12 protein-coding genes are annotated in these 12,210 nt (G+C 67.6%); 9 read left to right on the top strand and 3 right to left on the bottom strand.

Going from position 1 to position 12,210, the window contains the following annotated elements:
* Positions 1-1,178 (top strand): aldehyde dehydrogenase (locus tag I0Q12_RS07785; protein WP_231610228.1); only part of this gene is annotated, 1,178 nt, incomplete at its 5' end.
* Between the two features lie 69 nt (positions 1,179-1,247).
* On the opposite strand, the gene I0Q12_RS07780 is transcribed toward I0Q12_RS07785, so the two are convergent.
* The 3 genes from I0Q12_RS07780 to I0Q12_RS07770 form a co-directional block, all read right to left on the bottom strand.
* Positions 1,248-1,904, bottom strand: a complete 657-nt coding sequence (locus I0Q12_RS07780) for a TetR family transcriptional regulator (protein ID WP_197251437.1) — start codon at positions 1,902-1,904, stop codon at positions 1,248-1,250.
* 84 nt (positions 1,905-1,988) lie between these two features.
* The gene (locus tag I0Q12_RS07775; protein ID WP_197251385.1) at positions 1,989-2,852 is read right to left on the bottom strand and encodes an alpha/beta fold hydrolase; all 864 of its coding nucleotides are present in this window, start codon (positions 2,850-2,852) and stop codon (positions 1,989-1,991) included.
* Positions 2,853-2,895: 43 nt separating this feature from the next.
* Positions 2,896-3,687 carry an SDR family NAD(P)-dependent oxidoreductase gene (locus I0Q12_RS07770; protein ID WP_197251384.1) on the bottom strand — a complete coding sequence of 264 codons (792 nt, stop codon included), beginning with the start codon at positions 3,685-3,687 and terminating at the stop codon, positions 2,896-2,898.
* Between the two features lie 112 nt (positions 3,688-3,799).
* Between I0Q12_RS07770 and I0Q12_RS07765 the strand changes: the two genes are divergently transcribed.
* From I0Q12_RS07765 to I0Q12_RS07730, 8 genes are all read left to right on the top strand, one after another.
* On the top strand, positions 3,800-4,762 hold the full coding sequence (locus tag I0Q12_RS07765) for a PDR/VanB family oxidoreductase (protein WP_197251383.1): 963 nt from the start codon (positions 3,800-3,802) through the stop codon (positions 4,760-4,762).
* Between the two features lie 9 nt (positions 4,763-4,771).
* A complete protein-coding gene (locus I0Q12_RS07760; protein WP_197251382.1) occupies positions 4,772-6,205 on the top strand; it encodes an MFS transporter in 1,434 nt (477 codons plus the stop codon).
* A 137-nt stretch (positions 6,206-6,342) separates the two neighbouring features.
* Entirely contained in the window at positions 6,343-7,860 is a 1,518-nt protein-coding gene (locus I0Q12_RS07755) for a class I adenylate-forming enzyme family protein (protein ID WP_197251381.1), read from the top strand.
* Positions 7,861-7,898: 38 nt separating this feature from the next.
* A complete protein-coding gene (locus I0Q12_RS07750; protein WP_197251380.1) occupies positions 7,899-8,741 on the top strand; it encodes an enoyl-CoA hydratase-related protein in 843 nt (280 codons plus the stop codon).
* Between the two features lie 188 nt (positions 8,742-8,929).
* Positions 8,930-9,541 carry a TetR/AcrR family transcriptional regulator gene (locus I0Q12_RS07745; protein ID WP_197251379.1) on the top strand — a complete coding sequence of 204 codons (612 nt, stop codon included), beginning with the start codon at positions 8,930-8,932 and terminating at the stop codon, positions 9,539-9,541.
* A gap of 310 nt (positions 9,542-9,851) precedes the next feature.
* Positions 9,852-10,724 (top strand): SDR family NAD(P)-dependent oxidoreductase, encoded by an 873-nt coding sequence (locus I0Q12_RS07740; RefSeq protein WP_197251378.1) that lies wholly within the window; start codon positions 9,852-9,854, stop codon positions 10,722-10,724.
* A gap of 38 nt (positions 10,725-10,762) precedes the next feature.
* On the top strand, positions 10,763-10,981 hold the full coding sequence (locus I0Q12_RS34615; RefSeq protein ID WP_248675066.1) for a ferredoxin: 219 nt from the start codon (positions 10,763-10,765) through the stop codon (positions 10,979-10,981).
* A gap of 24 nt (positions 10,982-11,005) precedes the next feature.
* Positions 11,006-12,210 (top strand): cytochrome P450 (locus tag I0Q12_RS07730; RefSeq protein WP_197251435.1); only part of this gene is annotated, 1,205 nt, incomplete at its 3' end.

Genomic DNA, 12,210 nt, shown 5'->3' with positions numbered 1-12,210 from the left:
TCGTCGAGGTCGGCGTCCCCGTGAGTGTCAGCGGACCCACCCAGCAGATGATCGGTGGTCTGTTCCGGGCGGTTGCCGCGGTGGCCCGCACGTTCGAGACCAGCGAGGAGCGTCCCCGCGCCGGCGGTGGCGTGTCCCGCATCGTCAAGGAACCGACCGGTGTGGTCGCGGCGATCATCCCGTGGAACGGCCCGGTCGGCACGATCGCGTTCAAGCTCGCCCCGGCGCTCGCGGCCGGCTGCTCGGTCGTGCTCAAGACCGCTCCGGAGGCACCGCTCTCACCGTCCGTGTTCGCGGACGTCATCGCCGAGCTGGTCGCGGAAGGCCGTATCCCCGAAGGCGTCGTGAGCGTGCTGTGCGCCGATCGTGAGGTGTCGGAGACCCTCGTCACCAACCCGGACGTCGACCACATCACGTTCACCGGCAGCACCGCCGCGGGCCGTCGCATCATGTCGCTGGCGAGCGAGCGCATCGCGCGGGTCTCCCTCGAACTCGGCGGCAAGTCCGCGGCGATCATCCTCGACGACGCCGACATCAACCACGTGCTGCAGACGCTGCCCATGGGTGGCTGCATGCAGTCGGGTCAGGCCTGCATCGCCCTCACCCGCGTCCTCGTCTCCCGCAAGCGGCACGACGAGGTGATCGAAGCGCTGAAGGCCGCGTACGGCGCCCTGCCGATGGGCAACCCGTGGGAGCCGACCAACTTCCTCGGCCCGCTCGCGTCGAAGCGTCAGCAGGACCGCGTCCTCGGGTACATCGACATCGCCAAGGAGGAAGGCGCCAAGGTCGTCCTCGGCGGCGGACGTCCGGAGGGCTTCGACAAGGGCTTCTTCGTCGCACAGACGCTGCTCGACGACGTGGCACCCGATTCCCGCATCGCGCAGGAAGAGGTCTTCGGGCCGGTCATCTCGGTGATCACCTACGAGGACGAGGAGGACGCGATCGCGATCGCCAACAACTCGATGTACGGCCTGTCGGGTGCGGTGTACACCGAGGACATCGACCACGGCTTCGACGTGGCGCGGCGCATCCGCACCGGAACCATCAGCGTGAACACCGCGACGATGGACTTCACCCTGCCGTTCGGCGGCTACAAGCAGTCCGGCCTCGGCCGGGAAGGCGGCATCGAGGGCCTCGAGGAGTTCTTCGAGACCAAGACCGTCCACATGCCTGCCTGACACGGCTCCACAAAGGCGACGCCCCCGCGGATTCGATCCGCGGGGGCATCGTTGCGCTTGTCGCCCTATTCAGTTCGCCGAAACCGTCAGTTCCTCGGTCTGCCCGGCCGACTCGCTGCGCATCACCCCGTACAGGAAACTGCGGATCATCTCCTCGAACAGCTGGCGGGAGGTGAACTCGTTCTCGGCGAGCGCCCGGGCGAGCAGCGGCTGCGATTCCGGATCGACGTGGGGGAAGATCGTGTTCTTCGTGCTCGGCTTGCGCATGGCCTCGGTCAGCACCGCACCGAGGGTCAGCCGCTCCATGCCGTCGAGAATCTGGACGTGCAGGCGGGCCGGTACCCCGGACTTCTCCAGGAACTGCGCGGTGTCCTCGTAGCTGCCGATCAGCAGGTCGCGGGGAAGGTACTGCAGCAGGATCGGTGCGGCGTTGCGATGCTTGAGGATCGACTTGCGGAAGTTCGAACTCAGGGTCACGAAGTACTCGGGCCATCCCGGGCCGGGCTTGCGCCGTGGCAGCGGGATGTTGCCGGCGATCTCCTGCGCGACCGCGGCGAGGATCTCCGACTTGTCGGCGAAATGGTGGTAGAGGGACGGCGCCCGCACCCCGAGGTGCTTCGCCAGGCGCGGCAGGCTGAACGCATCGAGTCCCTCGGAGTCGATGATCTCGATGGACGCGGCCACCGCGGACGCGCGACTGATGAGAGGCTTCGACGGTCGGGCCATCATTCGCTTTCGGCTAGTACGGTCCTCCGGGTGGGTCCGCCCGGAGGGTGCAAGAAATGGTATCGGTTCCAGCAGGGCCGGTGGTCACGCGGTGAGCACGGTCTCGTCGAGGAACTCCACCAGGCCCCGGCTCAGCACGTCGTTGTCGTCGCCGCCCACCATGTGCCCCGCTCCGCCGACGTCGATGTGCCGTGCCCCGGGGATCAGTTCGAGCAGTTCGCGCGCACCCTCGGTGCTGACCACATCCGACTGCGCCCCTCGGATGAGCAGGGTCGGCACCGTGACCCCGCGAGCGGCGGCCCGCGCACGTGCTTCGCGCTCGGCGGCGGCTTCCGGAAGGTTCGTCCGGTGGGCGAGCATCCGCGGGTCCCAGTGCCAGTACCAGCGGCCGTCCCGTTCACGCAGGTTCTTGCGCAGTCCCTCCAGCCGCGGGGGACGGCTCCGGTGCGGGTTGTAGGCGATCACCGCGTCGAGCGCGTCGTGCAGGCTGTCGAAGCCGGCGAGTCCCGCCCGCATGAATCCGGTGATCTTGGACAGGCCCTCGGGTTCGGATTTCGGGGTGATGTCCACCAGCACCAGTGCCCGGGCGACTCCCGGGTGATCTCCCGCGGCGATGAGCGAGGCCATCCCGCCCATCGACGCACCCACGAGTACCGGTGGTTCCCCGAGTTCGTCGACCATCGTGCGGATGTCGCGGGCGTGCGCATCGCTGCTGTAGTCGCCGTCGTGGGCCCAGTCGCTGTCGCCGTGCCCGCGCGCGTCGACGGCGTAGGCACGCCAGCCCCGATTCGCGAGGCGGATTCCGGTGCGCTGCCACGAGTGCCGTGTCTGCCCGCCCCCGTGCAGCAACAGGACCGTGCCCTTCTGCTCGGAGGCCGGTTCCCAGAGATCGGCGGCCAGTGAAACCCGGTCGCCGCGAAGTCTTGTCGTGCTGGTGGAGATCGTCATCGGTGTGTCGTCCCTTGGTCGTCGGAATCGGTGTCCGAGGAAATCAGTGTCCGGAGGTGCCACCGTCGACGGCGAGCGTCGATCCGGTGATGTAGCCGGAGGCACGGCTGGCGAGGAACACGACAGCGGCGTCGATCTCGCGCTGCGTGGCGGTGCGACCGAGCGAGCAGCCGCGCAGGAACTCCGCGAGCGTATCCGACGACATCTCGGAGATCAGGTCGGTCTCGACGAAACCGGGTGCGATCGCGTTGACGCGGATGCCTTTTCGCTGCGACCACTGGTGGGACAGATCCCGGGTGAGGCCGATGAGACCGGCCTTGCTCGCGGCGTAGGCGGCCTGGGGGAGAACCGACTTGATCAGGCCGAGCATGCTCGCGACGTTCACGATGCTCGAACCGGGGTTCATCACGCGGCCGCATGCCTGCGCCGCCCAGTAGGCGCCGAACAGATTCACGTCCATGACGGCGCGGAAATCCTCGGGCCGCTCGCGTGTCGAGGGTGCGGAATGGGTGACACCGGCGTTGTTGACCAGGATGTCCAGGCGGCCGAACTCGGCGATCGTGGCTTCGGCGAGTGCGGTGCACTGCTGGGGGTCGGTGACGTCGGTGGGAACGACGAGGCAGCGGCGGCCGGTGGCCTCCACCGCCGGGGCGACGGCCTCGAGGCGGTCGCGCCGGCGCGCGGCGATCACCACGTCCGCGCCGGCCTCGGCGAGGGCGCGCGCGAAGCCGGCCCCGAGGCCGCTGCCGGCGCCCGTGACGACGGCGACGGACCCGTCGAGCCTGAAGAGGTCGAGGACCGAGTCGGCGGGATGGGCGGTATCTGTCGAGGTCATGCGGTGTTCTCCCGGTGCTGCGTGCGGTGTGGTCGCGGGTGCGCCTTGCGCGCCCTAAAACTAATTACATAAGATTAGCGCGTAGGCGAGGTCCAGGGGAGTGGGAGCACTGATGGCCGCACACAGCAACTCGGAGCAGTACAAGATGCAGGTGATCGGCAAGGACGTCGTCGCGGACGGCGTCGTGGCAGTGCGATTCGCCGACCCCGACGGTGGGCGCGTTCCCGCATGGGATCCCGGCTCGCACATCGACATCATCATCGACGAGTCGACGGTCCGGCAGTATTCGCTGTGCGGCGACCCGGCCGACGACACCTGCCTCACCGTCGCGGTCCTGCGCGAGGAGAACGGGCGCGGTGGCTCGCGGTGGGTCCACGACTCGCTGCAGATCGGCGACCTCGTCAGCATCGCCGGTCCCCGCAACAACTTCCGCTTCGAGCCCGCGCAGTCGTACCTCTTCGTCGCGGGCGGAATCGGCATCACCCCCTTGCTGCCCATGGTGCGGGCCGCGGAAGCGGCCGGCGCCGACTGGCGCCTGCTGTACGGCGGGCGCACCCGCGCGAGCATGGCCTTCGCCGACGACCTCGCCGCCCGGTATCCCGACCGGGTCCTGCTCCGTCCCCAGGACGAATACGGCCTCCTCGATCTGGCGGGCGAGCTCGACGCCGTGGCCGCCGGCACCGGCGTGTACTGCTGCGGGCCGGAGCCGCTCCTGCAGGCCATCGAGAACGAGTGCCGCAACCGTGCCGGTATCGCCCTGCACGTCGAACGGTTCGCGGCCAAGGAGCGTCCGGCCGATGCCGTCGACCAGGCGTTCGACGTCGAGCTCCGGCAATCGGGCAGGACGATCACCGTCGACGCGTCGGAGACCCTTCTCGACGCGGTACTCCGCGCCGGTGTCGACGTGTCGTTCTCGTGCCGCGAGGGGACGTGCGGCACGTGCGAAACCGCCGTGCTGGACGGCGTGCCGGATCATCGCGACTCGGTGCTCACCGAAGACGAGCAGGCCGAGAACGACTGCATGATGATTTGCGTATCTCGCAGCTGCACAGCGAAGCTCACCCTGGACCTCTAGATCCGGCCTATGGTGACCCAACGACTCGCCACCGCGAGGGGAGGGGTACGCAACCCCACCGTCCCGCCCGGTGTGCTGATTCCTGCACTGTGTTTCGTCGTGATGATCACGGCGGTCATGCAAACCGCCGTGGTGCCGCTGATGCCGGCGATGGCGACGCAACTGGAGGCGGGTACGAACGCTGCCGGGTGGATCGTGACGGCGAATCTCCTCGCCGCCACCGTTTCCACCCCTCTGCTCGGAAGGCTTGCCGACCGGCGCGGGCCACGGAAGGTACTACTCGGGATTCTCGGCGTGGTGCTCGTGGGGTCCTTGCTGTGCGTTGCGTGGGACTCGTTGCCCGTGCTCGTCGCCGGCCGTGCACTGCAGGGGACTTCGTTCGCTCTGTTCCCGATTGGGGTTGCCGTCCTGCGCAGCGCACTCGGCTCGCATCGGCTCACGCCCGCGCTCGGCGTCATGTCCGGAACGATGAGCGTCGGGGGCGGTGCGGGAATGATCGCGGCCGGACTGCTCTACCGAGAGGGCGACGACTATCGCCGCGTGTTCTGGTTGCTGGTGGTGCTCGCGCTGCTCGCTCTTGTCATCGCCTGGGCGGTGGTGCCCCGCAGCGCCGGTTCCGGTGCCGGAGCGGGGTTCGACGTCCGGAGCGCACTCGGGCTCGCGATCGGCCTGTCCGCGCTACTGCTGGCACCGGCGCAGGGCGGGACCTGGGGCTGGGTGTCCGTACCGACGCTCGGTTGTGCCGCCGGCGGTGTCCTCGTGCTCGTCGCCTGGTACCGGCACCAACGACGGTGCGCCGAACCACTGGTGGCTCCGGCCCTTCTCACGGCTCGCGCGGTGGCACCGGCGCACCTCGCCGCGTTCCTGGTGGGCATCGCGATGTTCGTGCAGTTCTTGGCGATTGCGATGTTCGTGCAGGTCTCCCGCGGCGACGCGGGGTACGGGTTCGGCGCGTCGGTCCTCGTGACGAGTCTGGTGTATCTGCTGCCGGGGCAGGTCGTGGGCGTCGTCGCGGCCGCGATCAGCGGGTTCCTGGTCCGCAGGTTCCGTGCAGACCGGGTTCTCGCGACGGCGTGTGCCGTCGGCGTGTGCGGGTTCGTGTTCCTGATTCTGGCCCACGACCATACCTGGCAGATGATCACGGCGGTGGCGATTCTCAATGCATTCGTCTGCGTCGCGTACGGCGCGCTGCCGGCGATGCTCGTGGAGCACGTGCCGCTGCGGGACACCGGTGTTGCGAACGGTGTCAACGCAATCGCGCGGACGTTCGGCAGTTCGCTGGCCGGTGCGCTGGTGGGAACGCTGCTCGCGTCGAACACGATCGCGGAGACCGGCATTCCCTCCGAAGGAGCGTATGTGGCCGTCTTCGTGGTCGGGGGAGTGACGGCACTGGCTGCGGGACTCGTCGCGAGCGTCCCGCGCTTTGCAAGTAACAGATTTTGATTGACGTCTCACAGAAATGCGGATAGCGTGGATCACACGCGACGTGAGGACCCCGTCTCCTCGATTCATTCGCGCTGAAAACTTCTGGGGACAAACCCGATTCGGATTCTTCTCGGTACGGGAAAGGCAAGGGAGACATGGCTACCACCGTCGGCTCGGCATTGCATTGGTGGGCGAAGACCAAAGGCGAGCAGAACGCGATCATCGTCGCGGGCGAAGCCCTCACTTATCGCGAGCTCCAGGATTGGTCGAGCCGCATCGCTCGCGCCGTCGTCGATCGCGGAATCAAGCCCGGCGAGCGGGTGGGCGTGCTCGGCCCGAACTCGCTGACCTGGCCGGTCGTCGCGCTCGGTGTGCTCAAGGCCGGTGCGGTGCTCGTTCCGCTCAACCCGCGTTTCAAGCCCGCCGAGCTCCGCAAGGTGGTCGACGATGCCGGCGCCGTCCTGGTCATCGGACCGGCCGAGTTCACCGGCACGGTCGAGGAGGCCCGAGAGCTCGGCGACACCTTCGCCACGCTCACGTTCGACGACATCACCCCGCTCCGCGAGGGCGAGCAGGACGACTTCCGTGTCGACCTCGACCCCGACGAGCCGACGGCACTGCTGTTCACCAGCGGTTCGACCGGGCTGTCCAAGGGTGTCATCTGCACCAACCGCACCCTGCTCAACATCGTCTTCGAGGCCACTCTCACCGAGGAAGGCTTCCGGCCCGGCTCCACGTCGCTGCTGGTGCTTCCGCTCGTGTTCACCCCGGGTCTGGTGTGGGGCCTGATCATGACGACCGTCCTCGGCGGCACCCTCGTGATCGAGAAGGAACTTGATCCGGGACGGGCGGCCACGCTCCTCGGCGAACACAAGGTGCAGGCGATCTTCGGTGTGCCGCTCATCTTCGAGGCGATCTCGCGGGCACCCGAATTCGAGAAGGCCGACCTGTCCTCGCTGCGCACCGCGATCGTCGGTGGCGCCGCGGTCGCGCCGGCGCTGCTGAAGCGCTGGGCCGACAAGGGCGTCGCGTTGCGCCAGATCTACGGCATGACCGAAGCCGGTGGTGTCGCGACCGCGACGCTCGTCGCCGAGGCGTTCGATCACCCGGACTCGTGCGGCTCCGGCTCGATCTTCACCGAACTGAAGGTCGTCCGTGACGACGGCACCGACGCCGACCCGGGCGAGGAAGGCGAAATCCTGCTGCGCGGTCCCGGCGTGACCCCCGGGTACTGGAACGACGAGGAGTCCACCGCGTCCGCGCTGCGCGACGGCTGGCTGCACAGCGGCGACCTCGGCACCCTCGACGCCGAGGGACGCGTCAAGTTCGTCGATCGTCTCAAGGACCTCATCATCACCGGCGGCATCAACGTCTCGCCCGTCGAGATCGAGCGCGTCATCGGCGAGATCCCCGGTGTCCAGGAGGTCGCGGTGATCGCGGCGTCCGACGAGCGGTTCGGCGAGACCCCGGCAGCGATCGTGACCGTCGGCGACGGTGTCGACGAGGCGACGATCATCGAACACTGCGACCGGTTGATGGCCGATTACAAGGTTCCGCGTTACGTCGTGATCCGCGACGAGCCGCTGCCGCGGCTCCCCAGCGGCAAGCTGTCGAAGACCGCGATCCGGTCCGAGTACAAGGACGTGTCGGAGCGTTTCGACAAGGTGCGCTGACCTACACAGGTCCGCGGGCCCCGGAAGGAAGCAATCAAGTGCCCGAAGCAGGAATCGACGACATCGTCGTCCTCGAACGTCGCGACGAGATCGCGATCGTCAGACTGAACCGACCCGATCGGCTCAACGCATTCACCAACGAGATGTGCCACAAGCTCGGCGCGATCTTCGACGAGACGGATGCGGACGACTCGGTGCGGGCGGTCGTCCTGACCGGAACCGGACGTGCGTTCTGCGCCGGCGCCGATCTCGCGGCCGGTGGCGACACGTTCGTCCTCGGCGACGATCCCGAGACGGGAGGGGCCCCGCCGGACACCGGAGGACAGGTCTCGCTGCGGATCTACCGGTCGCTCAAGCCGGTGATCGCGGCGATCAACGGACCCGCCGCCGGGGTCGGTGTCACCATGACACTGCCGGCGGACATCCGAATCGCAGCGGACACAGCCAAATTCGGTTTCGTGTTCGCGCGGCGCGGGCTCGTGCCGGAAGCCTGCTCGACGTGGTTCCTGCCGCGGGCGGTCGGAATCTCGACCGCGGTCGAGTGGACGGTGGGTGGCCGGATGGTGCCGGCCCAGGAAGCACTCGAGCGTGGGCTCGTCCGTGAGCTGGTTCCGGCCGATCAGGTGCTGGACCGGGCGGTCGAGCTCGCCCGCGAACTCGTGACCGGCACGGCGCCGGTCTCGGTGGCGCTGACCCGTCAGCTGATGTGGCGGATGCTCGGTGCACCCGAACCCGAGATCGCGCATCGTGCCGAATCGATCGGCATCTACGTCCGTGGCACGTCGGACGACGTGAAGGAAGGGGTCGACGCGTTTCTCGGCAAGCGCGACCCCGAGTTCCCGAACAGGGTGTCCGACGGACTGCCCGATCTGTTCGAGTAGCCGACGAGAACAGAACCCGCCTGTGCGGGTCGCGAACGCCCCGGGGGGTCGACCTCCCGGGGCGTTTCGCTTTGTGTCACAGGGTGCGGTGGTCCGGGCAGGCCCGCGCCAACTCGTTGACAAGTGACGCATCTTGTATCATCAAACGAAACTTTTCTGCTGGGAATCGACATTTCAGGAGCAATGCAATGGCGCGACGGAGGGGGAGCGTCCTCAGTGACGACACGGAGGAGGCGCGCGCGCAGATCCTGAAGGCCGCCGAGTCGATGTTCCAGCGGTACGGCGTCTCGAAGACGACGATGGACGACATCGCCAAGGAAGCGGGTGTTTCGAGGCCGACGGTCTACCGTTACTTCGGCGACCGGGACTCGCTGATCACGGCCCTGATCGAGGCGCGATCGCGTCGGTTGTTCGACAAGGCGCGCGCGTATCTCCGCGAACGGAAGACACTGGCCGATCAGATCGTCGACGGCCTGATCTTCCTGGTCGAACGGGGCCGTCACGATCCGATCGTCCGGCTCATCGTGAGCCCCGAGCACATGGATCTCGCGACCGCGCTGGTCGGCAGCACCGGTCTGGCGGCGCGGCTCACATACGAGATGTGGGCCCCGTTGCTGGCGGAGGCGCGCGAACGCGGTGAGATTCGGGACGGCCTGACCGACGAGGAGATCTGCGAGTGGATCGCGCTCGTCCAGCTCGTCCTGGTCGGGCGCATGGATTTCAGCTCGGAGGAGGATCCCGAGAACCGGCGGATGCTCACGAACTTCCTGCTGCCCAGCATCGTGGCGCAGTCCGCGTGACGGCATCTGCCGTCGTCGATCGGTAGGTTTCGAAGCAGCCCAGCGGCTTTCGGTCCGCGACCACCCGGCCGGCCCCTTCCCTTCACGGGACGGGGCCGGCCGCTTTTTTCGATCACTCACATATCACTTTACAAATTTCGATTGACGTCAGCTGTAGCGTGGCGGTAACCTGGGTCACACGCGGCAAGCCCCCTCGCTGAGGTGGGACGACGGCATCCACTTCGGGCCCCGAAACGGCAGGAGGGTCGGAACCGCTTGCCGCACAGTGCATCTACCTAATTCCCAGCAGCCCATGAGCAGAGGAGCTCGCATGAAACTCGAAGGCAAGGTCGTTCTCATCACCGGTGCGGGTTCCGGACTGGGACGTGAGGCCTCCCAGCTGTTCGCCTCCGAAGGCGCCAAGATCGCCGTCGTCGACATCGACGCCGAGCGTGCCAAGGGCACCGTCGAACTCGTCGAGCAGCAGGGCGGCGAGGCCATCGCGATCACCGCCGACGTCAGCAAGGAACAGCAGGTCATCGACGCGGTCGCCGCCACTGTCGATCGCTTCGGCAAGCTCGATGTGGCCTGGGCCAACGCAGGCATCGTCTCGCGCGGCGGCGTTCCGTCCGTCGCCGGTGGTGAGCAGGTCGAATTTCAGGACCTGACCGACGCCGACTGGCAGGCAGTCCTCGGCGTGAACCTCAGCGGCGTCGTCTACACCGCCAAGGCTGCGGTGCCGGCGCTCCGCGCCAACGGTGGCGGTGTCATTCTCGCGACCTCCTCGGCAGCGTCCTTCGCGGCCTACCACAGCATCGCGCTCTACTCGGCGACGAAGGCCGGCGTCAACGGCCTCGTGCGCGGCCTGAGCCTGGACCTCGGCAAGTACGGCATCCGCGTCAACGCCGTCGCTCCGACCCACGGCATGTCGCCGAACTTCCTTGCGCCCGCGGGAACTCCGGTCGTCGGCAAGTCCTACGAAGAGGTCGCCGGCCCCTGGGATCCGGGCATCTCGCCGATCCCGCTCAAGCTCAACCGCCCGCCGTCACTCGGCGACAACGCGCGTGCCGCCCTGTTCCTCATCTCGGACGACGCCGCCTACATCACGGGTCTGACCCTGCCGGCCACGGACGGCGGCACTCTCTCCCGCGTCGCGATGATGTTCCCCGAGGACGAACTGAAGCCCACGCTCGAATCCAACTGATTTCGCGCGCAGAGGCTTTCGAAAGGAGGGATCGGATCGTGTCCGATACCCGGCAACAGACGCGGCAGCTCGTTGTCGATCGCTCGGCCTGCGCCGGTCACGGCCTGTGCTACTCGACCTCCCCGCAGCTGATCGACTGCGACGACCAGGGATATCCCGTTCTCCTGAAGGAGTTTCTGTCCGACGACGACGTGCCCGCCGCGGAAGCCGCGGCCGTCGTCTGCCCCGAGCGAGCGCTGACCATCGAATCCCGCTGAGGATTCCGGCCCGAGGAACACCTGATGACAACCACCGAAAAGTCGGTACCCGACGAACTCGTCGTCGACTTCGACATCTACGACCAGACGCTCGCGCAGCCTGTCGACACCGTGCAGGAGCGGGTCGCCGAGCTGGCGGCGAAGGGCCCGGTCGTGTACTCCACCGCGCACGGCGGACACTGGATCGTCACACACTACAAGGAGATCCACGAAGTCCTCCGCGACCCGGAGACCTTCTCGAGCTACCCGAACAACCTCGTCACCGGCCCCGGTGGCATGGGCAAGTTCATCCCGATCGAGCTGGATCCGCCGGAGCACACCGGCTACCGCCTGGCGATGCAGCCGCTGTTCAGCCCGAACCGGATGAAGGCGCTGGAGGAGCAGATCCGCGCCCACACCAACGACCTGATCGACGCTTTCGCTGGTAAGGGCGAGGCGGAATTCATCACGGAGTTCGCTCACGAGCTGCCCACTCGCGTGTTCCTGGCGCTCATGGACTGGCCCCTCGAGGACGCGCCGCTGTTCACCGAGGCCACCGACACCGTCCTCCTGGGCAAGCCCGGGCTGAGCCCGGAGGAGAACCAGCAGGCGCAGGTCGCGGCCGGGTTCGAGATGTTCGGCTATTTCCACAAGATGGTGCAGGAGCGTCGGGAGAACCCGGGCGACGACATCACCTCCACGCTCATTCACACGGAAGTGGAGCTCGAGGGTGGCAAGCGGCTCCTCACGGACGAAGAACTGTACCGGATGTTCTTCCTGCTGCTGATCGCCGGCCTGCACACGACGCAGGGCGCGCTCGCGTGGTCGATCATCCACCTGTACAACAACCCCGCGCAGCGTCAGGCCCTGATCGAGGACGACACCCTCATCCCCAGCGCGGTGGAGGAGATCCTGCGCTTCGAAGCACCCGTGACTCCCGGACGGCGCGCGACCCGCGACGTCGAGCTCGGCGGGGTGCAGATCAAGGAGGGGGATCAGCTCATCCTGACCCTCTGCTCGGCCAATCGCGACGCCGAGGAGTTCGACGATCCGAGTCAGCTCATCCTCGATCGTCGCCCGAACCGGCACCTGTCGTTCGGAGGCGGTCCGCACCGGTGCCTCGGATCCCACCTGGCCCGCATCGAGCTGACCATCGCCCTCGAGGAACTCCACCGCCGGATCCCGGACTACTCGCTGATCGCGGAGGATCCGCCGGTCCTCCACGCCAGCCAGGTCCGCGGCTGCATGCG

Source organism: Rhodococcus sp. CX (assembly GCF_015865005.1).
In the GTDB taxonomy this organism is placed as follows: domain Bacteria; phylum Actinomycetota; class Actinomycetes; order Mycobacteriales; family Mycobacteriaceae; genus Rhodococcus.
This window is presented reverse-complemented; position numbering and strand designations above follow the sequence as displayed.

Coding starts and splice junctions, on each gene's coding strand:
- I0Q12_RS07780 (WP_197251437.1), bottom strand. CDS start 1,904: ATGGCCCGACCGTCGAAGCCTCTCATCAGTCGCGCGTCCGCGGTGGCC.
- I0Q12_RS07775 (WP_197251385.1), bottom strand. CDS start 2,852: ATGACGATCTCCACCAGCACGACAAGACTTCGCGGCGACCGGGTTTCA.
- I0Q12_RS07770 (WP_197251384.1), bottom strand. CDS start 3,687: ATGACCTCGACAGATACCGCCCATCCCGCCGACTCGGTCCTCGACCTC.
- I0Q12_RS07765 (WP_197251383.1), top strand. CDS start 3,800: ATGGCCGCACACAGCAACTCGGAGCAGTACAAGATGCAGGTGATCGGC.
- I0Q12_RS07760 (WP_197251382.1), top strand. CDS start 4,772: ATGGTGACCCAACGACTCGCCACCGCGAGGGGAGGGGTACGCAACCCC.
- I0Q12_RS07755 (WP_197251381.1), top strand. CDS start 6,343: ATGGCTACCACCGTCGGCTCGGCATTGCATTGGTGGGCGAAGACCAAA.
- I0Q12_RS07745 (WP_197251379.1), top strand. CDS start 8,930: ATGGCGCGACGGAGGGGGAGCGTCCTCAGTGACGACACGGAGGAGGCG.
- I0Q12_RS07740 (WP_197251378.1), top strand. CDS start 9,852: ATGAAACTCGAAGGCAAGGTCGTTCTCATCACCGGTGCGGGTTCCGGA.